Origin of the sequence: Nocardia flavorosea NBRC 108225 (assembly GCF_001613385.1) — a bacterium.
GTDB lineage: Bacteria > Actinomycetota > Actinomycetes > Mycobacteriales > Mycobacteriaceae > Nocardia > Nocardia flavorosea.
This window is the reverse complement of record NZ_BDCG01000019.1, coordinates 192,571-217,860: the sequence shown is the minus strand read 5'-3', so window position 1 is coordinate 217,860 and position 25,290 is coordinate 192,571. Positions and strand designations below refer to the sequence as shown.

Here is a 25,290-nt window from a genome sequence, read left to right as displayed (position 1 = left end):
AACAGGCACTTGTGCACAGAATGCCGAACGTGCATAGTGCAGGGGACCACATTCTTGCGTTCCGCTAGCCGGAACATGATTGGAGGAAGCGTGGACGGTCTGGATTTCGATCTCGTCGTCGCCGGTGCAGGCGGCGGACTGGTCGCTGCGCTGCGCGCCGCCGAGCTCGGTGCGAATGTCCTGGTGATCGACGCCGACGAGCACTTCCAGCGCGGTAACAACACCTCGATGTGCACCGCGATGATCCCGGCTGCCGGAACCCGCTGGCAGGAAGCGGCCGGAGTTCAGGACGACCCGGACCGTTTCCTCGACGACATCGCCCGTAAGACCGGTGGCACCGCCGACCGCCGCGTGGCCCGCGCACTCGCCGAGACCAGCGCACAGCTGGTCACCTGGCTGGCCGACAACCAGGAACTCGAACTCGAACTGGTCACCGATTTCCGCTACCCCGGCCACACTGCCGACCGCTGCCACAGCATCCCCGGACGCCACGGCTCCCGGCTGCTACGGCACCTGGTGCAGCGGGCGCAGGCACATCCCCGGATCGAGCTCATCGCGCCCATGAGCCTGCGTAACGTACACACCAGCGGCGGGCGGGTCACCGGGGTCGAGATCGCCACCCCCGACGGCAACAGTGAACACCTGACCACCCGAGCCGTCCTACTGGCGACGAACGGGTTCGGCGCCGATCGCGATCTCGTCCGCCACCACCTGCCCGAAATCGCCGGCGCCCACTATCACGGCGGCCAGTTCAGCCGCGGTGACGCGCTGCGGATCGGCGCCGCACTGGGTGCCGACAGCGCCTTCCTCGACGCCTACCAAGGACATGCCGCGCTGTCGTCGCGCAGCCAGACGCTCATCGGCTGGGCGACAGTCGTGCACGGCGGCGTCATCGTCGACCGCACCGGTCGCCGCTTCGCCCCGGAAACCACCGGCTACTCCGAGTTCGCCGCCATTCTCGCCGGCCGGCCCGGCGGTACCGGCTGGATCGTCATCGACGAGCACATCGAGGAACTCTGCTCGGTATTCGACGATTTCCGCACCGTCGCCGAAAGCGGATCGCTGATCCGATCCGCCACCGCGACCGGGCTGGCCGAGAGCATCGGAGTGCCCGCCGCCGCACTCGACGACGAACTCGCCGCGGCCCACCGCGCCGCCGCCGGGGCCGAACCCGACCGGCAGGGCCGCACCGACGCCCGCCATCCGCTGACCGCGCCCTACATCGCGATAGCCATCACCCCCGCCCTCTTCCACACCCAGGGCGGTCTCGTCGTCGACGAGCACGCACGAGTACTCGCCGGCGGCACCCCGATACCCGGCCTGTACGCCTCCGGCGGCGCCGCCATCGGTATCTCCGGCCACGGCGCCGGCGGTTACCTCGCGGGCAACGGTCTCATCACCGCACTCGGTCTGGCCTTCCTCGCCGCCGAGCACGTGTGCAGCGCCGTCGCTGTCTGACAGCGTGCCGCTGCCCGGCAACACCGGCACGCCGCCCACACAACAGAACAACTGTCCAGATATTCGCCAGGAGAAGAAATGACCACCTACCTGATCAAGAACGGCACCGTCGTACGCACCGAGGACACGGCTCCCGCCGAAGGCGAGCTCGCGGATGTCCTCGTCATCGACGGCAAGATCGCGGCCATCGGCCCCGACCTGAATGCCGAAGGCGCCGAGATCGTCGATGCCACAGGCAAACTGGTCTTTCCCGGCGTTGTCGACGCGCACCAGCACTGGGGTATCTACAATCCGTTGTCCGAGGACACGCAGACCGAATCGCGTGCCAGCGCACAAGGTGGCGTGACCACCGCGCTCACCTATATGCGCACCGGCCAGTACTACCTCAACAAGGGCGGCGCGTACGCCGATTTCTTCCCCGAGGTACTGGACGCCGCCGCGGGCCGCAGCTATATCGACTACGCCTTCCACCTGGCGCCGATGTCCAAACAGCACATCGGCGAGATCGGTGATCTCGCCTCGGACCAGGGCGTCACCTCGTTCAAGATCTTCATGTTCTACGGCAGTCACGGCCTGCACGGCCGTTCCGCCTCGCAGAGCGATTTCCTGATGATTCCCGAGGACGAACGCTACGACATCGCGCATTTCGAGTTCGTGATGCGCGGGGTGCAGAAGGCCCGCGAGCAGTTCCCCGGACTCGCCCCGCACATCTCGCTGTCGCTGCATTGTGAAACCGCCGAGATCATGAGCGCCTACACCAGGCTCGTGGAAGAAGAAGGCAAGCTGACCGGTCTCGCCGCCTACAGCGCCTCCCGCCCGCAGCATTCCGAGGGCCTCGCGGTGACCATCGCCTCCTTCCTCGCCGACGAGACCGGCCTGCCGAATATCAACCTGCTGCACTTGAGTTCGGCCAAGGCGCTGAAAGCCGCCATGAAGATGGCCGAAGCGTTCCCGCACGTGAACTTCCGCCGCGAGGTCACCATCGGGCATCTGCTCACCGATATCGACAACGCCAACGGCCTGGGCGCCAAGGTGAATCCGCCGATCCGTCCGCGTGAGGACGTTGAGGCGCTGTGGGAGCATCTGCTCGCCGGCAATATCGACTGGGTCGTCTCCGACCACGCCTGCTGCAAGGACGAGGTGAAGTTCGGCGAGGACCGCGATGACGTGTTCGCCGCCAAATCCGGTTTCGGCGGTACCGAATACCTGCTGCCCGGCCTGATCACCGAGGGCCGCAAGCGCGGACTGTCGCTGCGCCGTATCGCCCAGCTCACCGCCTCCAACCCCGCCGACCGCTACGGCCTGCCCGGTAAAGGCCGGCTCGCCGAAGGCGTCGACGCCGATATCGCGATCGTCGACCCCAACCGCACCTGGACCGTGCGCGCCGCCGATTCCGAATCCACGCAGGAATACACGCCGTTCGAAGGTTTCGAGCTCGGCGCCGCCGTCACGGACACCTTCGTGCGTGGCAACCGGGTCCTGGCCGACGGTGCGGTTACCGGCGAACCCACCGGCCGATACATCTCCCGGCCGTACTGAGAGGTGTGCAGTTGACTGCCGACAAACAGCCGACCGGCCCGCTGCGCGGTATCAAGGTCCTGGATGCCTCCACCATCCTGGCGGGACCGCTGACCGCGCAGATCCTGGGCGACTTCGGCGCCGAAGTCATCAAGATCGAGCATCCGCAGAAACCGGACGGGATGCGCGGGCACGGTCTCGACAAGGACGGGATTCCACTGTGGTGGAAGATGGTCAGCCGCAACAAGCAGACCGTCACCCTGAACCTCAGCACGCCCGACGGTCAGGCAATCTTCCGGGATCTGGCCGCCGAGGCGGATGTGGTGGTCGAGAACTTCCGGCCGGGCACGTTCGAACGCTGGGGTCTTTCCTACGCCGAACTGTCCGAACGTAATCCCGGCCTGATCATGTTGCGGGTCACCGGTTTCGGCCAGCACGGCCCGTACGCGAAACGTCCCGCGTTCGGCACGCTGGTGGAATCGATGAGCGGTTTCGCCCACCTCACCGGCCAGCCCGACGGGCCGCCCACCCTGCCCGCCTTCGGGCTCGCCGATTCCATTGCCGGTGTTGCCGGTTCGTCGGCGGTCTCGATGGCGCTGTTCGAACGCGAACGCAACGGCGGCACCGGCCAGGAGGTCGACCTCGACCTGCTCAGCCCGATCATGACCGCTGTCGGGCCCGGCGTGATCTACGCCGACCAGCTCGGCATCGACCAGCAGCGCACCGGGAACAGGTCGCAGAACAACGCCCCCCGCAACCTGTACCGCACCGCCGACGACCACTGGCTGGCGATCTCCACCAGCGCGCAGGCCATCGCCGAACGGGTGATGCGGCTCGTCGGGCATCCCGAAGTGATCGACGAGGAATGGTTCGCCACCGGACGCACCCGCGCCGAACACGCCGACCTCCTCGACGAATACGTGGGCGGCTGGATCGCCGAACGCACCCGCGACGAGGTCACCAGCATTTTCGAAGAAGCCGGCGCCGCCGTGGCGCCGGTCTACCGGCCGAGCGATCTGCTGAAAGATCCCCAGGTCGTCGCCACCGACATGGTCACCACTGTCGGCGACGACGAACTCGGCCCCATGCGCATGCAGAACGTCATGTGGCGCATGACCCGATCCCCCGGTGCGATCCGTCACACCGGTCGACCCGCCGGTGCCGATACCGACAAGGTCCTCACCCACCTCGGGCGCACGCCCGAGGACATCGACGACCTGCGGGCCCGCGGGGTCATCTGACCCCGCGACTGCTTCATCCGAGGAGTTCGCTATGAAATCGCGTTGGTGGACAATCGCCATCATTCTGGGCCTGGTGGTGGTGAATTACGTCGATCGCAGCGCCATCTCGTTCGCAGCCACCGATCTGCGTGACGAATTCGGGATCACGTCCGGCCAGTACGGCGTCATCAGTTCCGCATTCTCGATCGGCTATATGCTGTTCGCCCTGCTGTCCGGGCCGCTGGTCGACCGGTTCGGGTCCCGGAAAGTGCTCATGGTGGGCATGTTCATCTGGGCCGCGGCCACCGCACTGACCCCGTTCGCCGGTGGATTCATCGGCCTCATCCTGTTGCGCATCCTCCTCGGCGCCGGCGAAGCTCCCTGCTTCCCGGCGGCGACGCGGCTCGCCAGCCGCTGGCTGCCAGCACATGAACGAGGTAAAGCACTCGCCCTCATCGGCGGTGTCGCCGTCTCCGGCAGCCTGCTCATCGGTGGTCCGATCCTCACCCAGCTGATCGCGCTCACCGGCTGGAAGGGCATGTTCTGGGTGCTCGCGGTCGCCGGCCTCGTGTGGGTGGTCGTCGCCTACCCGTTCCTGAAGAATTCGCCCAGCGAGGCGTCGTTCGTTTCGAAGGAAGAACTGGACTACATCCGGTCCGGGCAGACCGACGGCGAGGACAGCGGTCAAGAATCCAGCACCGACTGGGGCGAGATCCTGCGCAACCGCAACCTGTGGCTGGTCGGCCTCGGCTATTTCGCCTGGGGCTTCATGTTCTGGGCGTTCATGTACTGGCTCCCGCAGTACCTGGAACACGAATTCGGCCTGTCCATCAAGGAAGTCGGCGCGTTCTCGGTGGCGCCGTGGGCGTCCGGTGTGGTCGGTGCGCTGCTCGGCGGTGTCCTCGTCGACCGCGTCTACAAACGCACCCAGAGCATCCGCTCCCGGTTCGTGATCATCGGTGTGGCACTGCTGCTCGCCGGAATTTCGATCGTGCCGATCCTGTTCTTCGGCAGCAACCTCACCATCGCCCTGATCTGCATCTCGGCCGGCGTCGGCTTCGGCTTCGTCACCGGCGGTATCTGGTGGGTCGCCTCCATCGACGCGGCGCCCTCGCAGCCCGGCACCGCCGCCGGTTTCGCGGACGCCTGCTTCGCCCTCTCCGGCATCATCGCCCCCGCGGTGATGGGCTTCATCGTCGGCAGCACCGGAACCTACAACGGCGGATTCATCGTCATGACGGCCCTGTGCCTGATCGGCGCTGCCGCCATGCTCTTCTTCACCAAGGAACCGGAACGCGCGCCTCTCGGAACAGACCCGGAAGGTGAACTCGCCCCCGCGAAATAGATCCACGACCGGCGTGCCCATCGCGTGCCGGCCGAGACGGCACCGCGTGATCGATGAGGGTTCACGCGGTGCCGTCGCACCGAACTCCGGCGCCGCTCTCGCCTCCCTCCAGAGAGCGGCGCCGGACCCGTACCCGGTGAAAGAAGTAGCCGAGAGCGACACCGAGCTTCGCTACCGTTGACCTCTGTGCCGACATCGCAGCCGAAACTGCCGTATCCCGAGATCGAACCTTATGCGTCCGGGCTGCTGGACGTCGGTGACAACAACGAAATCTACTGGGAAACGAGCGGTAAGCCGGATGGCCGGCCCGCCCTCGTCGTGCACGGCGGCCCCGGAGCCGGTGGAAGCCGGGGCAGCCGCCGGACATTCGACCCGGACATGTTCCGGATCGTGCTGTTCGACCAGCGTGGTTGCGGCGAGAGCCGGCCGCACGCCTCGCATCCGGCCACCGATATGGCGCACAACACCACCGAGCACTTGATCGCCGATATGGAACGCCTGCGGGAACATCTCGGAATCGAACGCTGGCTGCTCTACGGCGGTTCGTGGGGTGCCACCCTGATCCTCGCCTACGCGCAGCGTCACCCGGAGCGGGTGAGTGGGATCGTGCTGGTCGGCGTGACGATGACCCGCCCGCAGGAGGTCGACTGGCTGTACAACGGCCTACGGTTGTTGCTCCCGATCGAATGGGAGCGGTTTCGCGACGGTGCGCCCGCCGAATATCGGGACGGGAACCTCGTCGAGGCGTATCGGCGGCTCGTGGAAGACCCCGACCCGGCAGTACGCGAGAAGGCCGCGCTCGACTGGTGCGCCTGGGAGGACGCGGTCATCGCCCACGAAACACTCGGCGCACCCGGCCAGTACACCGCTCGACCGGATGCCGCGCTGATGGCATTCGTCCGCATCTGCACCCATTATTTCGCCCACACCGCCTGGCTCGACGACGGCCGACTGCTGCGCGATGCACACCGGCTCGCCGGAATACCCGGTGTCCTCATCCACGGCCGCCTCGACCTGTCCGCCCCACTACACACAGCCTGGGAACTCGCTCGCGCCTGGCCGGACGCCGAACTCCAGGTCATCGACGACTCCGGCCATACCGGCAGCCCCGCCATGCGAACCGCCATCATCGACGCGCTCGACCGATTCGCCGGCTGACCTGGTCTTCGCCCGGTTTGGGGCTGGAGCCACTCGGACGTCACCCGGCGTCGCGCTTGCACTCGAGTTCCCGCCGGCGCTGCGCGCGGACCCACTCTCCGCAGCCGGGCTTTGCGATACTGCGACCGGGTCAGGCAGGACCGAAGATCTCATTCAGAGTGTTCACCGTGAGCACGCGCGGCGTCCACACTTCCAGTTCGTCGGTACTCCCCGAACGCACCCGGTCGACCACCGCGGCGGGCAACGTCCCAAATTTGGCGGCCAGCAGTTTGAGGAGCACCCGGGCCTCCCCCTCGGCGCGGCCTTCAGCGCGGAGTCGTTCTGCGGTGGTCACAGCTACCTCCTTGACTCGCGGACCGAGCTGATCCAACACGGCTTGCAGATCCTCGAGACCGGTATCACCCTCCAGGAAAACGTACTCGAATACCCGCCACAGATCATCCGTACTCAACGCACTCAGATCGGCGAGGAAGGGCTGCAGATCGTGGCCGAGGCTCGTGTTCTCGGCAGTGATTTTGTGCAAGACCCGCACCAGCCGCGCCGGCGGGGTGAGATCACGGGCTCGGATCGCGGCGATATCGACCCGCGAGAGATCGTCGAGCAGGATCTTCAGCCTCGGCAGGTGCCCGGCCAGCTCGACCAGGTGTAGCTGTCGGCGAACGTCCGCGGACAATGCAATCGTGCCACGGCCCTCGGTTCCACCGCTCACCCGCGCTACCGCTGAAGAAGCGGATCGACTGGCATAGCCGGCGGCGGTGGGGACAAACGCACAGACGAGTCCCGGCGTTTCTTGCGGCGGCCGGCCCCACCCGCAGGCATGGATATCACCCCGATACCGGATTCCTGATCCAGCCGAGAAGCAGCGATGATTACGCCGGATGCCCGACGGCGATTATACAAAGGGGGTGATGGCCGACCGGAAGAACCGGCGGGCGTGCCGCCAGGAGCCGGTCGTCGTGGAATCCACCGACGAGTACGGCCCCGAGTCCGGACTCGGCGGCCTGGAGATAGACGTTCTGGGCCGTATGCCCGGCCTCCAACCGCACATAGCGTTCGCCGCGCCGGCCCTCGGGCGGCTGTTCTGCGAAGTGTGCATTCGCCGCTGAGAGATCCCCGGCGACGATGAGCAGTGCGCCGGCCTCGGGGAGCCAGGCCAGGTCAGCAATTGTGGTATCGGCAACCATACGGCGCCGATCGTCAGGCGAGATCATGCGAAGGCCGTCGCGAGCATTGTCGTAACGGTATGTCCCGGCGGGTAATTCGGCTACATTGCCGACCACAGCCGTGACCGACAGCAGGTACAGCCGATGCGCGGATGCTGTCACCCGCCGACCGTCTGGTAGCTGTCCCTGCGCCGCCCACATCAGATCTGCGAGGTGGTGCAGCCGTATCGGACGTGATGCGAATTCCCGGATGGTACGTCGCCGGTGCAGCAAGGTCTGCAGACCGGCGGACTCACGACCGCCGGTGTGTACCAAGGAGTACTCGCGATCGGTCATCTTCGTAGTCGACCACGATCGGCAGTCCACCGAAACCCACGACCTCAGATCCATGCCTTGAGCAGATCGTCCGGCGTCAATACCCGCACACCTTCCACGGAACCTCCTGAGCGTGCGACCGCCAGCATCGGCGTATCGACATCCGCACCCGGCAGTTGCAATCTATGGACGATGAGAGCCGCGAGATCGCGCTGGTCGAAAGGCTTCCGTTCGAGCCATTTCACCGATCCCACACAGGTGATCCGCTTGGCTACCGGCCCCCGGTCCGCGGCCACGATATCGATTTCCGGATTGTTGGTCCGCGTCCAGTAACCGCCGACCGCCCCGGTCCCCTCAGGCAGATACAGGTCCGCCGCACGCCACAGCGCCTCCCGGATCAACGGCTCCACAGCCCGGCCCCGCCAGGATGTCCAGCCCGCCTGAATCGTTTCGAGGACCCGGTCTCCGCGGCCGCGTTCGATGGCGGGCATACCGGGCCCGAGAAAGAACAGCCAGAACCGTAGGTACGGATCTTCGATGCGATAGCGGGTTTCCCGGCTGGCCCGCACGGATAGCGGCCGCTCGGCGGCCACCATGCGCCGCTCGGCGAGCAACCCGAGCGAGCGGGTGAGCGAGGTCGGGGCCAGATCGCCGGCCGCCCGGCCGATCAGACTGAAAGTGCGCTCGCCGTGACCGATCGCGCCGAGTACTGTGCGCGCCTGTGCCTCGGTGGGGAATTCCGCGGCCAGCGCGCGTTCGGCGCTGACCAGCAGGGCCGAGGTGGGACGGCGTAACGCGTAATCGAGGTAGTCCCAGAGGCCGGCTCCGCGCGGCCATTCCTCGAGAATGAGTGGCAAACCGCCGCTCACGAGGTAGGCGTCGAATGCATCGGCCGGTGTCAGCTCGAGCATGGCCGCGACGTCGCGCGGGTTCATCGCCGGCACAACCATTTCGGTACCACGCTGATAGAACGGCCGACCGTAGGTGTTGAGCTTCTCCATCATTGCGATATCGGATCCGATGAGCACGAGCAGCACCGGCAGCTTCGACAGCGTCCGATCGAACACTTTCTGCAGCGTGCCCTCGAACGCCCGATCTTCGCGTACCAGATACGGCATTTCATCCAGCACGACGACACTCGGCCGATCCGTGGGGAGCGCAATAGCCAGGAGGTCGAAGGCAGCCTGCCACGTCTTGGGCGCTGCGAAGTCGGCGACCCGCTCGGCGCCGGGAAGATCCGAGCATGCCAGTTCCGAAACGAACCCGGCGAGATCCTCGTCCCGCGAGCCGCCCACCGCCGTGAAGAACATGTACGGCACCTGCGCCCGTTCCAGAAACTCCTCCACCAGCCGCGACTTTCCCACCCGCCGACGGCCACGGATCAGTACCGCCCGTCCGGGCCGCCCCGACCGACTGCCTTGGGTCAACGGTTCGAGCAGTTCGTCGAGCAGAGCGAGCTCAGTGCGTCGCCCGATAAACCCATCCATATGACCTCCGGTGACACTATCTTCAATGATACTATCTTGAATGATAGTCATACGCAGGTGCCCATTTGTGCCGTACGCGGTAACGCCGCGCGCACCGCCGGTTCGGTCCGCGCGCGGGTTCACGCCGAGGACAGGCGCCTACTCGCCGCGCGCGTAGCGGATCGAGGCGGCGACCGCCGCCAGCGCACCGTCCGTGTCTGGTTCGCCACCGAGTGCCTCGCGAATCTCGAGTATCGAGCCGTCGACGGTCGGGCGGGCCGGCGTGATCAGCTCCTTGCGGACGTACTACCCCAGCGGGATCCCGGACGCGGCGGCGCGTGCCGAGAACACACTCCAGACGTCGGCGGGGAGATCGTAGACGTCGACAAGTGCCTGGAACACCCACACCGGCGCCGGAAGTACCGATGTGTCCGCGACCCGCGCCCGGGCTGGATGACCGGCACGGATGGGTGGACAGTGGATCGGTTCGCTGGCACGATTTGCACCGAAAACCTACAGACCATGCGGAGCCCGAGAACACCGGCGGTAGCCTCTGACGCCATGACCACGCACATGTTGCGAATTCGCTCCACTTCGCGTGTTCCACTCGGTGAAGGGAAGTGAACAGCCGTGGCCACGGTGACCTTTGATCGCGCCACCCGGCAGTACCCGGGTGCCAAGACGCCCGCTGTCGACCAACTGCAGCTCGAGATCGCCGACGGCGAGTTCCTGGTGCTGGTGGGCCCGTCGGGCTGCGGGAAGTCGACCTCGCTGCGGATGCTGGCCGGGCTCGAGGAGGTGACCGGCGGGCGCATCCTCATCGGCGATCGGGATGTCACCGATACCGATCCCAAGGACCGTGATATCGCGATGGTTTTCCAGAACTATGCGCTGTATCCGCATATGACCGTTGCCGAGAACATGGGTTTTGCGCTCAAGCTGGCCAAGGTCGACAAGGGTGAGAAGAAGCGCCGGGTGTCGGAGGCGGCGCGCCTGCTCGACCTGGAACCGTTCCTGGACCGCCTGCCGAAGGCACTGTCCGGTGGTCAGCGGCAGCGGGTCGCGATGGGGCGGGCGATCGTGCGGGATCCGCAGGTGTTCCTGATGGACGAACCGCTGTCCAACCTGGACGCGAAACTGCGCGTGCAGACCCGAACCCAGATCGCGCAGTTGCAGCGCCGGCTGGCGACCACCACCGTCTACGTCACTCACGACCAGGTCGAGGCCATGACCATGGGCGACCGGGTCGCGGTCATGCGCGACGGCCTGCTGCAGCAGTGCGCCTCCCCGCGCGACCTCTACCGTGACCCCGCGAACGTGTTCGTCGCCGGTTTCATGGGTTCGCCGGCCATGAACCTGTTCACGCTCCCTGTGGCCGGCGGTGAGGTCCGGGTCGGTGGTTACACCTTGCAGCTGCCGAGGTCGGTGGCCGACGAGGCGGGGTCCTCGGTGACGATCGGGATCCGCCCCGAACATCTCGACGCCGGCGAATCCGGTATCGAAATCGAGGTCGACGTGGTCGAGGAACTCGGTTCCGACGCCTTCATCTACGGCCGTCCCGCCGACCACACCGCAGGTGTCGAGACGATCGTGGCGCGCACCGACTGGCGCACTCCGCCGGCCAAGGGCAGCCGTGTACACCTCACTCCGGGCTCCGATCACATCTATTTCTTTGCCGCCGACGATGGCCGCCGCCTGAACTAGCCGGAAGCACTGATTCACCGAGGACGCTTCGGCCTCGGGAGGGGTCTTCTGTCGTGTGCTCCCACGAGGACGGCCTCTTCGCCCGCGCCGTGCCGAGCGCGCCGCGGTCGAGTTCTGTGATCGCCGCCCTACCTGTGCCGCCGGGTAGCCCGCCATTCCTCATTGAGTCGCACACCCAGCTCGTCGACGCCGATCTCGCGGCCGGACTCGCTGCGGACCTGCACCCGGACCGGGTCGCCGGTGGATGCCTCGACCAGGTCCAGCGGTGGGGGGCCGGGCTGGAGGTAGGTGTTGCCCCATTGCATGAGGGCGAGGACAACCGGGAGTAGATCGCGGCCCTTGTGTGTGAGGACGTATTCGTGACGGGTGCGTTTCCCTTCCTCCTGGTAGGGCTGTTTGGTGAACAATCCCGCCTCGGTGAGTTTGCGTAGCTGACCGGAGACCGCCGCGTCGGTGAGACCTACCCGGGAAGCGAATCCGTCGAAACGGGTGGTGCCGTAATAGGCCTCGCGCAGGATGAGGATCGCCGAGCGGGTTCCGATCACGTCCATCGCCAGCGCAATCGAGCAGTGGTCGGGTTTCCACGAGTTCAGATCGGCCAGGGGGCCTTCCATCACGGCTGCCATACGCTCATTCTATCGACCCTGGCTTGCCTCGGCTCACGTCAGCACCTACCCTGACTTTAGACAACTTTAGCCAGAGCGACCCTCTGGCGACGGAAGGAATCACCATGCGAGACGCAGTCATCGTCGACGCGGTCCGGACGCCGATCGGCCGGGGCAAACCCAGCGGAGCCCTCCACTCGGTCCATCCGGTGGACCTCATGGCGCACAGCCTGCGCACCTTGGTCGAACGCACCGGAGTGGATCCCGCACTGGTCGACGACGTGATCGGCGGGGTCGTCAGCCAGGTCGGCGAGCAGGGGGTGAACATGACCCGCCGAGCCGCCCTCGCCGCCGGTTTACCGGAATCGGTACCCGCCACCACGGTCGACCGGCAGTGTGGCAGCAGCCAGCAGGCCGTGCATTTCGCGGCACAGGGAGTAATCGCCGGGGCCTACGACATGGTGATCGCCACCGGCGTCGAATCCATGAGCCGGATCCCGATGGGCTCGAGCGCACGGGGCGCCGACGATATATCGGGCGTCGGCTTCGCGCAGCGTTATCCGGAAGGCCTGGTCCCCCAGGGGATCAGCGCCGAACTCATCGCCGCGAAATGGGGCATCTCGCGTACCGAACTCGACGAATTCGCGCTCGGCAGTCACGAGAAAGCGGCGCACGCAACCAAAAATGGGCGATTCGCCGCCGAACTCGCCCCCATCGCCGGACTCGAAACCGACGAAGGCATCCGCACCGGATCCACCCTGGACACTCTCGCCGCCCTGCGCCCGGCCTATTACGACGAGACCATGGCCGAGCGTTTCCCGCAGATCGGCTGGAATATCACCGCCGCCTCCGCCAGCCAGATCAGCGACGGGAGCGCCGCGGTCCTGATCACCACCGGTGAACGAGCCCGCGAACTCGGCCTGCGCCCACTGGCCCGGCTGCACAGTTTCGCGGTGGCGGGCGACGACCCCCTGCTCATGCTCACCGCGGTCATCCCGGCAACCCGCAAAGTACTCGACCGCGCCGGCCTCACCATCGACGATATCGATCTGATCGAGATCAACGAGGCCTTCGCCTCCGTGGTCTCGGCATGGACCCGCGATACCGGCGCCGCCCCGGAGCGGGTGAACGTCAACGGCGGCGCGATAGCGCTCGGCCATCCGCTCGGCGCCTCCGGGGCCCGGCTGCTCACCACCCTGGTCCACGCCATGCAGGACAGTGGCGCTCGTTATGGGCTGCAAACCATGTGCGAAGCAGGCGGTCTCGCCAACGCCACCATCCTCGAACGCCTCTGAAGGTCCGTCCCCGGCTAATCGGCTGGTCCCGTCAATACGCCCACGGCGGCGCCGGCCATCGCGGAATACCCGGCGGGGCCGGGGTGCAGGTGATCTCCGCTGTCGAACCGCGCGGCCAATACGTCCGGGTCCGCCGGGTCGGCGAGCACGCGTTCGAAGTCGACGACGGCGTCGAACTCACCGGAATCGCGGATCCAGGTATTGACCGCGTCCCGGACTCGTTCACCGCGCTCGCTGTAATAGAGAGCTCCCCGGTAGGGCGGCAGGGTGCCGCCGACGATGCGCAGGCCGTCGGCGCGCGCCATCCGGATCAGCAGGCGGTATTCGGCGATCAACTGGTCGGCACCGACCTCGGGATTCGGGCGCATCCACGGTTCGTGCACTTCACTTGCGCCGATATCGTTGATGCCCGAGAGCAGGATCACGGTGCCGATGCCCTCTTTGTCGAGCACATCGCGGCGGAACCGGGTTGCGGCGCGCTGCCCCACGTACGCGGAATCCGATACGACGCGGTTGCCGCCGATGCCGGTGTTGAGCACGGCGCGTGGCCGGCCGGCCACGGCAAGCCGGTCGGCCAGCACGTCCGGGTAGCGATTGTCCATATCGGGCCATGCCCCGGCACCATCGGTGAGGGAATCGCCGAAGACGACCACACCGTCGCGGTTCGGCCTGCCGGCGACCTCCACGCCGGTCAGGTAGTACCACGACCCGCTTGATTCGTTGAATGCCTCACCATCGATATCGGCGCTGTGATCGCCGATCGCCCGATACGTGGTGCTGTTGGCGAGATAGTGGAAGGTGGCGGGCCCGGTGGGCCGGGCGAGATACAGGGTCACGGTGAGCGATTGCCGCGCGTTGACCGGGTAATCGATGGCGTCGCCGGTGAGTTCGGCGCCCGGCGGGATCATCGCGCCCGGTGCACCGCCGAAGGAGAGCGGGCGCACCGTGCCCGAACGGACGGCTGCCCCTTCGCCTGCCTGTGCGATGGTGGCCGACGCGATGGGCAGCGGCCGATCACCGAACAGATTGGACAGGGTGATCCGTACGGATTCGCCGGCGAGGGTGGGGCGCACGGTCTGGCGGATGGTGTGACCGGCGAAGCCGGCGGTCGACCAATTCGGCCCGAGCACATCACCGGCGGGTATCTGCGCCGCGGACCAGCTGTCGAGCCAGGTTTCGTGTGACCTGCTCGATCCGGAGGCGCCGACGTACAACGCCGTACCGGAGACAGTGAGCAGTACTCCCAGTAGCGCCGAGAGCACGACGGTTCGAACCTGTCGAAAACTCATCGGCGCACCGGCTCCTCGATGCGCCAGGTGATTCCGTGCGGGACCAGCGCGTCGAGGAATGCCCGGGGTGTGAACGCCTCGGCGGCCGCCAGAACCCCGGAGTTCACGGTCGCGTTCTCGACAAGTGCCGTCGCCGCGGTCACCGCCATGAGCGCGGAGTCGCGGTAGGAGTCGACGCCGCTCAGTACCGCGCGCACGGTTACGCCGTCCGAGCCGACCGCATCCACCACGAGGTCGTATCGCATATCAGCGGTCGCCGACGGCGCTTCCGGCAGCGTGTCGACGAGGTCGGGGGTCATCGCGCCCACGGCCGCATGGATGTTCACGTCCAGGACCCCGCTCACGAAGCGGACCGGGGTGTGCCGGGGAATTGTCAGCACCGGTGGTTGCGGGAATTTGGTCACCGCGGTCTCCTCGGTGTCGCCGGGGAACAGCATCGTGGTGTGCCTGTCGAGAGGGCCGCGCCGTAGCCGCTCGTCCTGATAGTGCCAGCCACCACTGCGGAACCAGTCCAGGCTCGCCAGCAGAGTCCGGGCGCTCCCTCGCGACCCTTCGCCGCCGCTTCTGGTCCGGTGGCTGATCACGATATCCGCCGGCCCGTCGATTCGCCGGGCGGCGAGGTTGGCAAGCAGATCGCCGGGCAGATTGCTGTCGGTGATCCCGGGAACCGCCGCCACACCCGCTTCGCGGGCGGCCGGGCCGAAATCGTCGAAGGCCCGCTTCAACCACAGTTGTTCACCGGAGAGGTCCACATAGTGCGTCCCCGCGGCGATCGCGGCCGCCAGCACCGATGCGCCGTGTTCCACATAGGCCGGAAGACTGCTGATCACCGCGTCGACTCCGGTGAACGCCGCGACAAGAGCTTCGTGGTCGTCGAGTGTGGCGATCCGCATCTCGGAGCGGGTGTCCCGGGCGAGCGACCGCAGCCGGTCGCTGTCCCGCCCAACCAGGGCCGGGTCGGTACCCCGGCGCAGCAGCTCTGCGGTGAGGTGGCCCCCGGTGTGGCCGGTTGCGCCGTATACAGCGATTTTCATCTCGAACTCCCGTCCTGGGCCGATTGACTTCGATGATGAACCTACGGATCCCAGGTGAGTTCAGTAATGGGTGAAAAGCTCATATACATGTCCAAAACACTCAGACAATCGGGGATACAATCTATTTGTGGACATCCTCTCCGATGCGGTCTCCGCGATCCGCACCAGCAGTCCGAGTTCCGGCTTGTTCGTCCGGCACGCCCCGTGGGGCCGGCAATACCCGGTGGTGCCCGGCGCGGGCTTCCATGTCGTGCTGCAAGGGTCGTGCTGGCTGCGGACACCCGGCGGCGACGCGATCGCGCTCGGGATCGGCGATGTGGTGTTCATGCCACGCGGCGCGGACCACGTCCTCGCCGACGATCCAGCCACCCCCGTCACCGAGACCGCCCGCCCCGGCGAACCCCGGGAGATCACCGGCCCCGGCCCGCGCAGCATGCTGCTGTGCGGCGCGTACGCACTCGACCGGCGCCATCCGCACCCGATGCTGGACGGGCTACCGGAGTTCGTGCATCTGCCCGCCCGACTGGGCAGGCACACCGGCCTGCGCGGCGCGGTAGACCTGCTGGCCGCCGAACTGGCCGAACCACGCGCCGGGACAGACGCCCTCATCCCCTCGCTCCTGGATACGTTGCTGCTGTACATCCTGCGGGCATGGCTGGAGGACAACGCCGATACTCGACCGTCCGGATGGGCCGCGGCATTCGGCGACCCAGCGGTCGCAACGGCATTACGCGCCGTGCACGCCGATCCGGCACGCCCGTGGACCGTAGACGACCTGGCCGCGGCGGCCGGGGTCTCCCGAGCAACGCTGGCCCGCAGATTCGTCGCCACCATAGGCGAAGGACCGTTGTCGTACGTGACGAGCTGGCGGATGATCCTCGCGGCCAAGCGGTTACGCGAGAGCGCCGATGCCCTGTCCACGGTGGCACGCAGGGCCGGCTACAGCTCGGAATTCGCGTTCGCCAAAGCATTCAAACGCCGATTCGGCCTCGCCCCCGGGCAATACCGCAAAGAGGCAGAGCGCGCCGAGCCCGTCGCGGTCTGACGCACAACGCATCCACGGGATGGGCCAGGACATACTTCTCGGCCGGCCCTGCGGACAGCAGGCGGCCACCCTACTAACGTGAGGACGGTGACCGAGCTGCCCGAGATCGACTCCATCACCGTCTACGCGATGCCGATGCGGTCGAAGTTCCGGGGGATCACCGTGCGCGAGGGCATAGTCCTGCACGGACCGCGAGGGTGGGGTGAGTTCTGTCCATTCCCCGAATACGACGATCACGAAGCCGCGAACTGGCTGGCGACCACCGTCGAGCAGGTCGGCGCGGACCGGCCGGAGCCCGTACGTGATCGCATTCCGATCAACTGCACCGTCCCCGCGATTGCGCCGGACCGGGCATATGATCTCGTCGCCGGTTCGGGTTGCCGGACCGCGAAGGTCAAGGTCGCCGATCACCCCGGCGCACTGCCCGAGGATCTGGCCCGGGTGGAAGCGGTGCGGTCGGCGCTCGGGCCCGGTGGCGCGATCCGGGTGGACGCGAACGCGGTATGGGATGTGGACACCGCCGTCCGAAGTATTCGCGAGCTCGACCGCGCCGCAGGGGGTTTGGAGTACGTCGAACAACCCTGCCGAACGATCGGGGAACTCGCCGGAGTCCGCCGCAAAGTGGATGTTCCGATCGCCGCCGATGAATCGATCCGGCGCGCGGAAGATCCGTTGCGGGTAGCCGTCGCCGGCGCCGCGGATGTCGCGGTGATCAAATGCACACCGCTCGGCGGGGTCCGGCGGGCCCTGGAAGTGGCCGCGGCGGCAGGGCTGCCCTGCGTGATCTCCTCGGCACTCGAAACCAGCATCGGGTTGTCCGCGCAGCTGGCTCTGGCAGGGGCGCTCCCGGAGCTGGAACACGCCTGCGGACTGGGCACGGTGACCCTTTTCGAAGGCGACCTGGTCGCCGATTCACTGCGCCCGGTGGACGGCTATCTACCCGTCCCGCGCACTGCTCCATCACCGGAACCCGCCCTACTGGAGAAGTACCGGCACCCCGACCCCGAGCGCAGGGCCTGGTGGACAGAGCGTCTCACCCGGGTATGGGAGGTGTTGGACCGTCGACACGGTGAGTGAGGCCGCCCGTGACAGAATCCGAATGCGCCTGTACCCATATGCTGTGTCGAGTGCGACCGTAGAAGTTGGATTCACACACCGGCCCCTGCGTACCCCGGCGACAACCCGTGTTCATGCCGGCCCGAAAATCGGACCCGGCGCACCGAAACCGACGGCATGCCTTCGCGAGCATGCCCCTACTGTGGACACTGCTCAAGTGAGCGATACACCGCTGTCGTAGAAGGTGATTCGCAGGAGTAGACCCGCTTCGGGACCGAGCACACCTTCGACGAGATCGACGTACCTGCCACAGAATTCCGGGCCGTGCGGGGCAACAGCGTCCGGGCGCGACTCGAGGTGATGGGCGATTTCGTGCAGTATCACCAGCTCCCGCAACGCCCATGGGCCGCCGCCGCGGCGGGAACTACTGCCGTGAACAGGCACAGCGAGCACATCGCGGCCGGATTCGTAATGGGCCGCAACTGTTCCCGCCCGAGCACGCACCCGAATCGGCGTCGCGGCCCGTTCCCACTCCGCCGCAACCCAGTTCAGGCGGAAGACACGATCGCAGTACTCCTGCACCGATTCCACCGAGGCGAATTTCCGCTCTGCGGGCAGGGTCAGGCGTGAACCGTGGACTTCGACCGTGCGGCGCCCGAATTCGTCGGCCCGGTCGAATACAGCGCGAACCAGCTGTTCGGCGTCATACACCTTGGCGCGCTGAGAATCTCGTAAGGTGCTCATTCCGCGCGCCGCCCGAACCCGGCCGGGCGGGCAGGAATGCCGGTGCCGCGTAATCGTTGCGCTCGATCGTGCGGCGTCCGGGCGGTACTCGCCGGAATCGGGTTCCGGGCCACCACTACCCGCCCGAACCCTCGAGCCGTCCACGCGCCGCATCCAGTTCCGGCGAAAAACCCAGCCGCGCCACGCGGCCCGCGCGATCGCCGGCCTGCCGGGCGTCCGGTGCGTAGCCGGTGGAAGTCTGCGGACCACGCCAGGTGCCACGGGCTTCGGAGTTGCGACTGTAGAAATCGGCCAGTTCGAGTTCCTTGCCGCGCAACGCGAGCGCGGTCCCGGCGGCCTGTTCTTCGGAAATCGGCTCGGCGGCGCGGGTATCGCGCGTGGTGGCGGCCCGCTCCACCTCTTTCCTGGTCTCGGCCAGCCGCGCCCCGACCCGCGCCGCGAACGCCATCTGGAAGTTGAGCCGGGCGGTGACCCCGGCCACCGGAACCCGGACCACCCGGCGTACCCGCCGTCCGCGGCGCCGTTCGACGACCACCTTCTCCATCGTCGCCGACCGGTGTGCGCCGGATTTGATGTACCGATCCGACGCCTGCACCATCTGCACCAGCAGGCTGGAGTACAGGGCCTCGCAGACGTCGATATCGGCGGCGTACCCGTACGCGTACACCTGGGTGGAGGTGCGGGCGACATCGCAGCGCACATCGTTGGCGTCGGCGATGGCCACGAACAACTGGACGTAGGTGCGCAGACCTTTGCGGCCGGGTTCGCCGATCGGAATCATCCGCTGGACGAGCGCCGCGCCGCGTTCCCGGTCCCGGGTGTGCGCCCGCGCCACCGCCAGGTCGATCGAGGAGCGGGTGGCCAGGCGCTGGGCGGCGGCGAGGAATGCCTCGGCCTCGTGTTCGTTGTCGGTGGACTCGGCTTGGCGCAGCAGTCCACCGATCCTGGTGAGCAGGCGTTCGGATACTGCGTTCGCGACGGACATCGCGACCCAGCCTAATCACGCCGCCGGCCGTCACGACCGAAGGGCGCGATCGCGAGAGGCGCAGCACACCGACCGGCGCGACCCTCCTACCTGTGGTTTATGCCAATTGCGGGACCGCCGAACGCCGACCGGGCGATGAGCGGGAGCTCCTTCGCCACAGGAGTACCCCACACGCGACGTTCACACCATGTATGTTGCCTTGTGCTGCCGCTCACGTGTCGACCCTGGAGTTCCGCGATGGCTTTCAAGAAGGTGCCGTCTCTACGTGCCGCGCTCGTGCTTTGGCCGATCGCGCTGCTGACTGTGACCTTTGCCACCGCATGCAACACCAGCGATACCGATGAGCAGCTCAGCAGGAACCAGGACGGCCGCGGCCCGATCACCTACGTCGAAGGTAAGGACACCACCGAAACCGGTGCGGTGAAACAGCTGATCGACCGCTGGAATGCCACCCACCCCGACGAGCAGGTCACCTACAAGGAACAGTCCAACGACGCCTCCGCCCAGTACGACGATCTGGTCGAACATATGCGGGCGAAATCACCGGACTACGACGTGGTGGCACTGGATGTCCCGTGGACCGCGGAGTTCGCTGCCAAGGGCTGGATCCAGCCGCTGGAGGGACAGTTCGCGATCGATACCGCACCGCTGTTGTCCCCGCCGGTCGCCAGCGCCACCTACAACGGCACCCTCTACGCCGCACCCCGCAACACCAATGGTGGCCTGCTGTTCTACCGCAAGGATCTGGTTCCCGACCCGCCGCGCACCTGGTCGGAGATGCTGGCAAGCTGCCCGATCGCGCGGGAACAGCAGATCGGCTGCTATGCGGGCCAGTTCGCGCCGTACGAGGGTTTGACGGTGAACACCGCCGAGGTGATCAATGCGTTCGGCGGTACCTTCGTCGGCACCGACGGCCGTACCCCGACCGTGAACAGTGCCGAATCACGAGCCGGGCTCCAACAGTTGGTGGATGCCTACAAAGTCGGCGATATCCCCCGCGAAGCCGTCACCTTCCAGGAGCCGGAAAGCGGCGCCGCATTCAACCAGGGCAAGCTCATGTTCTTGCGCAGCTGGCCGTCCACCTACGGTGACGCCGCATCGGAATCGTCGGCGGTGAAGGATGAATTCGGTGTGGCCCCGCTGCCCGGCGACACCGGGATCGGTGCCTCCACACTCGGCGGCTACAACGCCGCGATCAGCGCGTACTCCGAGAACAAGGCCACCGCACTGGATTTCCTGAAGTACCTGATCAGCGAGGAGGCGCAGCACATCGTCGCCTCCGGCGCACTGCCCTCGGTGCGGGCCTCGATCTACGACGACCCGGCGCTCATCGCCAAGATGCCGTACCTGCCCGCCCTCAAGGATTCCATCGCCAGCGCGGTGCCCCGACCGGTCACCCCGTTCTATCCGGCGGTGTCCAAAGCCATTCAGGACAACGCATATGCTGCCCTGACCGGAACCAAGTCCGTGAACGACGCGATCATCGGCATGCAGAAGGGTATCGAGACGGCCGGATCGTAGTTACTGTTCAACCGGACCCGGCGAGCCAGGAGAGAGAACGGTGTCGGATCCTTCCGGAACGGACGCGCAGGCGTCGGTCCGTACAGATGAGCCCGCGAACGCAGCGCGTACCGGCGGGACGGCCCTGAAGTTGCGCGACGACGTGCGGATGACAGGCAGGGCGTGGCTGTTCGTCGCGCCGGTGCTGATAGCCCTCGCCGTGGTGATCGGGTATCCGGTGTTGCGCGCGCTGTGGATGTCGTTTCATTACGACGATCAGCTCGACGCCGTCACCGGCCGCTTCGTGGACAACGGGGAAAGCACCTTCTACAACTACCTGCACTGGCTGGTCGGCCAATGCCAGGTGATCACCGGCGGTGTCACCGAATGCCCCACCGGCAACCTGGGCTCCGAATTCTGGGGCGCCGTCGGGGTGACGCTGTTCTTCGCCGTGGTGACGGTGACGCTCGAGGTCGTGATCGGGCTCGGCATGGCGATCGTCATGGGCAAAACGTTCCGGGGCCGGGCGCTGCTGCGCGCGGCGGTACTGATCCCGTGGGCCATCCCGACCGCGGTGACGGCGCGGCTCTGGGAGTTCATGTTCCAGTACGACGGCCTGGTCAACACGATTTTCGACACGGAGATCCTGTGGACCTCCGACACCTGGCCCGCCCGCTTCGCGGTGATCGCCGCCGATGTGTGGAAAACCGCGCCGTTCGTGGCACTGCTGCTGCTGGCGGGGCTGCAGATCATCCCGAACGATGTGTACGAGGCGGCCCGGGTCGACGGTGCCTCGGCCTGGCAGCGGTTCACCCAGGTGACGATGCCGCTGCTGAAACCGGCGCTGCTGGTCGCGGTGCTGTTCCGCGCCATGGACGCGCTGCGCATGTACGACCTGCCCGCCATCATGACCGATAACTTGCCGGCCACCCGGACCTTGTCGGTCCTGGTGGTCGAGCAGACCCGGCAGGGTCCCAACAGCGCGGCGGCGCTCTCGACGATCACCTTCCTGTTGATCTTCGCGGTGGCCTTCGTCCTGGTGAAGGTACTGGGCGCGAACGCGGTGCGGACGCAGGAAGAGCAGCGGAAGGCATGACCGCGGTGACTACACAGCAAACCGGTACCCCCGCCCGGCCCCGCCGGTCCTGGCGGCGCCGTCTCGGCTCGGCTCGTATCTACGTGGGCGCGCTCATCGTGCTGCTCTGGGGGCTGGGCCCGTTCTATTGGATGGCGGTAACCGCGTTCCGCGACCCCGCCTACACCTTCGATCCCACCCCGTGGCCCACACACATCACCCTCGACAACTTCCGCGATGTCTTCGACACCAGCCGCGGTAACGATTTCGGCAAGGCACTGCTCAACAGTGTGATCATCGGCGCGGCCAGCACGGCGATCGCGCTGGTCATCGGCGTGATGGCGGCCTATGCGCTGGCGCGGCTCACCTTCAAGGGCCGCTACTTGGTGTCGGGGGTGATCCTGAGCGCTTCGATGTTCCCCGTGGTCGTCCTGGTGACCCCGCTGTTCCAGCTGTTCACCGATATCGGCTGGATCGGCAGATACCAGGCCTTGATCCTGCCCAATATCTCCTTCGTACTGCCGCTGACGGTCTACATCCTGGCGTCGTTCTTCGCCGATCTGCCGTGGGAGCTCGAGGAGGCCGCCCGGATCGACGGGGCCAGCAGGTTGCAGGCTTTCCGGCTCGTGATGCTGCCGCTGGCGGCACCCGCGGTGTTCACCACCGCGATCCTGGCGTTCATCGCCGCGGTCAACGAGTATCTGCTCGCCCGGGTGCTCTCCGGTAGCGACACGGAACCGGTGACAGTGGCCATCGCGCGCTTTTCCGGGAACAATCCCCAGGTAGAGCCGTATGCGTCGATTATGGCGGCCGGCACGCTGGTGACCGTGCCGCTGGTAATTCTGGTACTGGTGTTCCAGCGACGCATCATCTCCGGACTGACCGCAGGCGGAGTCAAAAGCTGATCACTGGGTATCCTGGGGTCGGGCGGTGGTGCGCCTGAGTTTTTCCGACGCTCCGGGAGGAGATGATCGTGAGCTCGTTCCGACCCCCGCGTGGCCACAGCACTCCCAGATCGCCCCAGTATCCCTCGCTCGCCGGTTGGAATCAGCTCGACACCGGTGGGCGACCCCGGCCGCCCCGGCCTCCCCAGTACCGCCGCCCGCCCCGTACCCGGGGCCAGCGTATCCGCCACCTGATCCTGTGGCTGTTCATCATCCTGGTCGCCGTCCCCGCGCTGCTGGTGGCGCTGGTGTACTGGAGCGCGGAGATCCCGGCGGCCGGAACCGTGCCGGTGGACCAGACCGCCACGATCACCGCCTCCGACGGCACCACGGAGCTGGCCAAGGTGGTGCCGCCCGAGGGCAACCGCACCCCGGTACCACTGGAACAGGTGCCGGTCCACGTCCGCGACGCCGTACTCTCCGCGGAGGACCGCAACTTCTACGACAACCCCGGTTTCTCCCCCACCGGCCTGCTCCGCGCCCTGCGCGACAATGCTCTCGGCCGGGCCGATGCGGGCGGCGGCTCCACCATCACCCAGCAGTACGTCAAGAACGCCTTCCTCGGCCCCGAGCGAACGGTGAGCCGTAAGGCGCATGAGCTGATCATCTCCGCCAAGATGGCACGGGAGTGGAGTAAGGACGAGATCCTGCACGCCTACCTCAACACCATCTACTTCGGGCGCGGCGCCTACGGGATCGAGGCGGGTGCGCATGCCTACTTCGGTAAGGGAGTCGCCGAACTGTCCGTTGCCGAGGGGGCTGTACTGGCCGCACTCATCCGCTCCCCGTCCGGGCTGGACCCGGAGACGAAACTTCCGCAGCTGCTGCAACGGTGGAACTACGTCGTCAACGGGATGGTGGCGATGGGGTCGCTGGCGCCCGGTGAACGTGACACAGTCGTTTTCCCGCCCACGATCCCGCCGCCGGTATTCGACGAGAACATCGTCGAACGCGGACCGGAAGGGCATATCAAGGCCCAGGTACTGCGCGAACTCGCGGCCGCCGGGATATCGCAGGAAGTGGTGAACACCGGCGCCCTGCGCATCGTGACCACGATCGACGCCAAGGCACAGCAGGCCGCGCAGGCGGCTGCCGGCGAAAGTCTCGGTGGGCAGCCGCCGGACCTGCGCAGCGCGGTGGTATCCATCGACCCGCGGTCGGGCGCGGTACGTGCGTACTACGGCGGCGCCGACGGTATCGGATTCGATTTCGCCCAGGCGCCGGTGCAGACCGGTTCGGCGTTCAAGACCTTCGCGGTGCTGGCCGCGCTACAGCAGGGAATTCCGCTGTCCCGTGCGTTCGACAGCGCACCGGTGAACGTCAACGGCGTCGAGGTACGCAATGTCGAGGACGAATCCTGCGGGACGTGCCCGCTGTCCGAAGCGTTCAAACGCTCCCTCAACACCAGTTTCTACCGGCTCACCCTCGCCATGAACAATGGTCCACAGGCCATCGCCGACGCCGCGCACCAGGCCGGGATACCGCACGATATCCCCGGTGTGCCGGGGAAGTCGCTGACCGAGATGGGTGAGGAGCCCATGCCGTCGATCGTGCTGGGCACCTACCTGGTGCGGCCCCTGGACATGGCCTCGGCCTACGCGACCATCGCCGGTGGGGGCCGCTACTACCCGCCGTATTTCGTACAGCGGGTGGTTCGCGGCGACGGGCAGGTTCTGCTGGACCGCAGCAGCGACCCGCAGCAGCAGACCGGAGAACAACCGCCGCCGTCCGAACAGCGCATTCCCCCGGATATCGCGGCACGGGCTGCCACGGCCATGCTGCCGATCGCCGACTACTCCAACGGTCACGGGTTGAGCGGGCGCCCCTCGGCCGCCAAGACCGGCACCACCCAGTTGGGTGACACCGGGCAGAACAAGGACGCCTGGATGGTCGGTTTCACGCCCTCGCTGTCGACCGCGGTATGGATCGGCACCGAACGCAATCTGCCGATCACGACCGCGGGCGGCGGTCGCATCTACGGTTCCGGACTGCCCGCCGATATCTGGAAACAGACCATGGACGGTGCGCTCGCCGATACCCCAGTGGAACAGATCGGCACCCCCGCCCCCGCGCCGCCGCCGGCAGCGGCGCCCGGGACCGGCCAACAGCCCTCGGGCAACCCGTACGACATCCTCAATCCGCCACCGCAGCCGGAACCGGAGCAACAGCAGCAGCCGTTCATCGTCATCCCGCCTGCCTCCGAACCGTATGTGCCCGAACCGGAGTACGAACCCGAGCCCGTGCCACAGCCCGCACCGCCCGCGCCCGCACCGCCGATCATCGCGCCGCCACCACCGCCACCGCCTCCGCCACCACCGCGGGTGGTCGAAATACTGCCCGGCGTTACCGTTCCGGTGCCGTGATCCACGGA

Annotated in this window: 21 protein-coding genes; 13 read left to right on the top strand and 8 right to left on the bottom strand. The window is 66.9% G+C overall.

The genetic code is table 11. From position 1 onward, the window contains the following. Positions 1 to 90: 90 nt before the first annotated feature. The 5 genes from NFL01S_RS26260 to pip all read left to right on the top strand — a co-directional run bounded on the left by NFL01S_RS26260 (position 91) and on the right by pip (position 6,699). Positions 91 to 1,458, top strand: a complete 1,368-nt coding sequence (locus NFL01S_RS26260) for an FAD-dependent oxidoreductase (RefSeq protein WP_218019635.1) — start codon at positions 91 to 93, stop codon at positions 1,456 to 1,458. A gap of 78 nt (positions 1,459 to 1,536) precedes the next feature. Next, on the top strand, positions 1,537 to 2,997 hold the full coding sequence (locus tag NFL01S_RS26255; protein ID WP_062978963.1) for a dihydroorotase: 1,461 nt from the start codon (positions 1,537 to 1,539) through the stop codon (positions 2,995 to 2,997). A gap of 11 nt (positions 2,998 to 3,008) precedes the next feature. After that, on the top strand, positions 3,009 to 4,217 hold the full coding sequence (locus NFL01S_RS26250) for a CaiB/BaiF CoA transferase family protein (protein ID WP_062979003.1): 1,209 nt from the start codon (positions 3,009 to 3,011) through the stop codon (positions 4,215 to 4,217). Between the two features lie 31 nt (positions 4,218 to 4,248). Then, positions 4,249 to 5,541 carry an MFS transporter gene (locus NFL01S_RS26245; protein WP_062978962.1) on the top strand — a complete coding sequence of 431 codons (1,293 nt, stop codon included), beginning with the start codon at positions 4,249 to 4,251 and terminating at the stop codon, positions 5,539 to 5,541. Between the two features lie 186 nt (positions 5,542 to 5,727). Then, a complete protein-coding gene (gene pip / locus NFL01S_RS26240) occupies positions 5,728 to 6,699 on the top strand; it encodes a prolyl aminopeptidase (RefSeq protein WP_062978961.1) in 972 nt (323 codons plus the stop codon). Positions 6,700 to 6,829: 130 nt separating this feature from the next. Here pip and NFL01S_RS26235 read toward each other — a convergent pair whose 3' ends face one another. From NFL01S_RS26235 to NFL01S_RS26225, 3 genes are all read right to left on the bottom strand, one after another. After that, complete coding sequence (locus tag NFL01S_RS26235) at positions 6,830 to 7,408, bottom strand: DUF4351 domain-containing protein (RefSeq protein ID WP_062978960.1); 579 nt, start codon at positions 7,406 to 7,408, stop codon at positions 6,830 to 6,832. A 160-nt stretch (positions 7,409 to 7,568) separates the two neighbouring features. After that, complete coding sequence (locus NFL01S_RS26230; RefSeq protein ID WP_062978959.1) at positions 7,569 to 8,198, bottom strand: SagB/ThcOx family dehydrogenase; 630 nt, start codon at positions 8,196 to 8,198, stop codon at positions 7,569 to 7,571. Between the two features lie 44 nt (positions 8,199 to 8,242). Next, positions 8,243 to 9,664 carry an ATP-binding protein gene (locus NFL01S_RS26225; protein ID WP_062978958.1) on the bottom strand — a complete coding sequence of 474 codons (1,422 nt, stop codon included), beginning with the start codon at positions 9,662 to 9,664 and terminating at the stop codon, positions 8,243 to 8,245. Between the two features lie 609 nt (positions 9,665 to 10,273). Here NFL01S_RS26225 and NFL01S_RS26220 point away from each other — a divergent pair. Continuing rightward, positions 10,274 to 11,347: an ABC transporter ATP-binding protein gene (locus NFL01S_RS26220; protein WP_062978957.1), complete on the top strand. Its 1,074-nt coding sequence runs from the start codon at positions 10,274 to 10,276 to the stop codon at positions 11,345 to 11,347. 128 nt (positions 11,348 to 11,475) lie between these two features. On the opposite strand, the gene NFL01S_RS26215 is transcribed toward NFL01S_RS26220, so the two are convergent. Continuing rightward, positions 11,476 to 11,973 (bottom strand): winged helix-turn-helix transcriptional regulator, encoded by a 498-nt coding sequence (locus NFL01S_RS26215; protein WP_062978956.1) that lies wholly within the window; start codon positions 11,971 to 11,973, stop codon positions 11,476 to 11,478. A 104-nt stretch (positions 11,974 to 12,077) separates the two neighbouring features. Between NFL01S_RS26215 and NFL01S_RS26210 the strand changes: the two genes are divergently transcribed. Beyond that, complete coding sequence (locus NFL01S_RS26210) at positions 12,078 to 13,247, top strand: thiolase family protein (protein WP_062978955.1); 1,170 nt, start codon at positions 12,078 to 12,080, stop codon at positions 13,245 to 13,247. A gap of 14 nt (positions 13,248 to 13,261) precedes the next feature. Here NFL01S_RS26210 and NFL01S_RS26205 read toward each other — a convergent pair whose 3' ends face one another. Both NFL01S_RS26205 and NFL01S_RS26200 read right to left on the bottom strand, forming a co-directional pair. Beyond that, on the bottom strand, positions 13,262 to 14,536 hold the full coding sequence (locus tag NFL01S_RS26205) for an SGNH/GDSL hydrolase family protein (RefSeq protein ID WP_062978954.1): 1,275 nt from the start codon (positions 14,534 to 14,536) through the stop codon (positions 13,262 to 13,264). Then, complete coding sequence (locus NFL01S_RS26200) at positions 14,533 to 15,570, bottom strand: saccharopine dehydrogenase NADP-binding domain-containing protein (protein WP_062978953.1); 1,038 nt, start codon at positions 15,568 to 15,570, stop codon at positions 14,533 to 14,535. Before NFL01S_RS26200 ends, NFL01S_RS26205 begins: the two co-directional genes overlap by 4 nt. Before the next feature lie 127 nt (positions 15,571 to 15,697). On the opposite strand from NFL01S_RS26200, the gene NFL01S_RS26195 reads away from it, so the two are divergent. Beyond that, positions 15,698 to 16,615 carry an AraC family transcriptional regulator gene (locus tag NFL01S_RS26195; RefSeq protein ID WP_062978952.1) on the top strand — a complete coding sequence of 306 codons (918 nt, stop codon included), beginning with the start codon at positions 15,698 to 15,700 and terminating at the stop codon, positions 16,613 to 16,615. Positions 16,616 to 16,702: 87 nt separating this feature from the next. Then, on the top strand, positions 16,703 to 17,692 hold the full coding sequence (locus NFL01S_RS26190) for an o-succinylbenzoate synthase (RefSeq protein ID WP_084493265.1): 990 nt from the start codon (positions 16,703 to 16,705) through the stop codon (positions 17,690 to 17,692). A gap of 192 nt (positions 17,693 to 17,884) precedes the next feature. Here the strand turns inward: NFL01S_RS26190 and NFL01S_RS26185 are convergent, their stop codons facing one another. Further along, positions 17,885 to 18,415: a TIGR04338 family metallohydrolase gene (locus NFL01S_RS26185; RefSeq protein WP_062978951.1), complete on the bottom strand. Its 531-nt coding sequence runs from the start codon at positions 18,413 to 18,415 to the stop codon at positions 17,885 to 17,887. Positions 18,416 to 18,530: 115 nt separating this feature from the next. After that, on the bottom strand, positions 18,531 to 19,400 hold the full coding sequence (locus NFL01S_RS26180; RefSeq protein ID WP_062978950.1) for a DUF2786 domain-containing protein: 870 nt from the start codon (positions 19,398 to 19,400) through the stop codon (positions 18,531 to 18,533). 237 nt (positions 19,401 to 19,637) lie between these two features. On the opposite strand from NFL01S_RS26180, the gene NFL01S_RS26175 reads away from it, so the two are divergent. From NFL01S_RS26175 to NFL01S_RS26160, 4 genes are all read left to right on the top strand, one after another. Further along, a complete protein-coding gene (locus NFL01S_RS26175) occupies positions 19,638 to 20,921 on the top strand; it encodes an ABC transporter substrate-binding protein (RefSeq protein ID WP_062978949.1) in 1,284 nt (427 codons plus the stop codon). Between the two features lie 148 nt (positions 20,922 to 21,069). Continuing rightward, entirely contained in the window at positions 21,070 to 21,996 is a 927-nt protein-coding gene (locus tag NFL01S_RS26170; protein ID WP_062979001.1) for a carbohydrate ABC transporter permease, read from the top strand. Further along, on the top strand, positions 21,993 to 22,880 hold the full coding sequence (locus NFL01S_RS26165) for a carbohydrate ABC transporter permease (protein WP_084493264.1): 888 nt from the start codon (positions 21,993 to 21,995) through the stop codon (positions 22,878 to 22,880). Before NFL01S_RS26170 ends, NFL01S_RS26165 begins: the two co-directional genes overlap by 4 nt. A 62-nt stretch (positions 22,881 to 22,942) precedes the next feature. Then, on the top strand, positions 22,943 to 25,282 hold the full coding sequence (locus NFL01S_RS26160) for a transglycosylase domain-containing protein (RefSeq protein WP_062978948.1): 2,340 nt from the start codon (positions 22,943 to 22,945) through the stop codon (positions 25,280 to 25,282). The last annotated feature ends 8 nt before the right edge of the window (positions 25,283 to 25,290 follow it).

Bases quoted from the DNA above. Each gene is read 5' to 3' on its own strand.
- NFL01S_RS26215 (WP_062978956.1), bottom strand. From the start codon at position 11,973: ATGGCAGCCGTGATGGAAGGCCCCCTGGCCGATCTGAACTCGTGGAAA.
- NFL01S_RS26255 (WP_062978963.1), top strand. From the start codon at position 1,537: ATGACCACCTACCTGATCAAGAACGGCACCGTCGTACGCACCGAGGAC.
- NFL01S_RS26245 (WP_062978962.1), top strand. From the start codon at position 4,249: ATGAAATCGCGTTGGTGGACAATCGCCATCATTCTGGGCCTGGTGGTG.
- NFL01S_RS26175 (WP_062978949.1), top strand. From the start codon at position 19,638: ATGGCTTTCAAGAAGGTGCCGTCTCTACGTGCCGCGCTCGTGCTTTGG.
- NFL01S_RS26205 (WP_062978954.1), bottom strand. From the start codon at position 14,536: ATGAGTTTTCGACAGGTTCGAACCGTCGTGCTCTCGGCGCTACTGGGA.
- NFL01S_RS26200 (WP_062978953.1), bottom strand. From the start codon at position 15,570: ATGAAAATCGCTGTATACGGCGCAACCGGCCACACCGGGGGCCACCTC.
- NFL01S_RS26170 (WP_062979001.1), top strand. From the start codon at position 21,070: ATGACAGGCAGGGCGTGGCTGTTCGTCGCGCCGGTGCTGATAGCCCTC.
- NFL01S_RS26230 (WP_062978959.1), bottom strand. From the start codon at position 8,198: ATGACCGATCGCGAGTACTCCTTGGTACACACCGGCGGTCGTGAGTCC.
- NFL01S_RS26210 (WP_062978955.1), top strand. From the start codon at position 12,078: ATGCGAGACGCAGTCATCGTCGACGCGGTCCGGACGCCGATCGGCCGG.
- NFL01S_RS26180 (WP_062978950.1), bottom strand. From the start codon at position 19,400: ATGTCCGTCGCGAACGCAGTATCCGAACGCCTGCTCACCAGGATCGGT.
- NFL01S_RS26185 (WP_062978951.1), bottom strand. From the start codon at position 18,415: ATGAGCACCTTACGAGATTCTCAGCGCGCCAAGGTGTATGACGCCGAA.
- NFL01S_RS26160 (WP_062978948.1), top strand. From the start codon at position 22,943: ATGATCGTGAGCTCGTTCCGACCCCCGCGTGGCCACAGCACTCCCAGA.
- NFL01S_RS26165 (WP_084493264.1), top strand. From the start codon at position 21,993: ATGACCGCGGTGACTACACAGCAAACCGGTACCCCCGCCCGGCCCCGC.
- NFL01S_RS26225 (WP_062978958.1), bottom strand. From the start codon at position 9,664: ATGGATGGGTTTATCGGGCGACGCACTGAGCTCGCTCTGCTCGACGAA.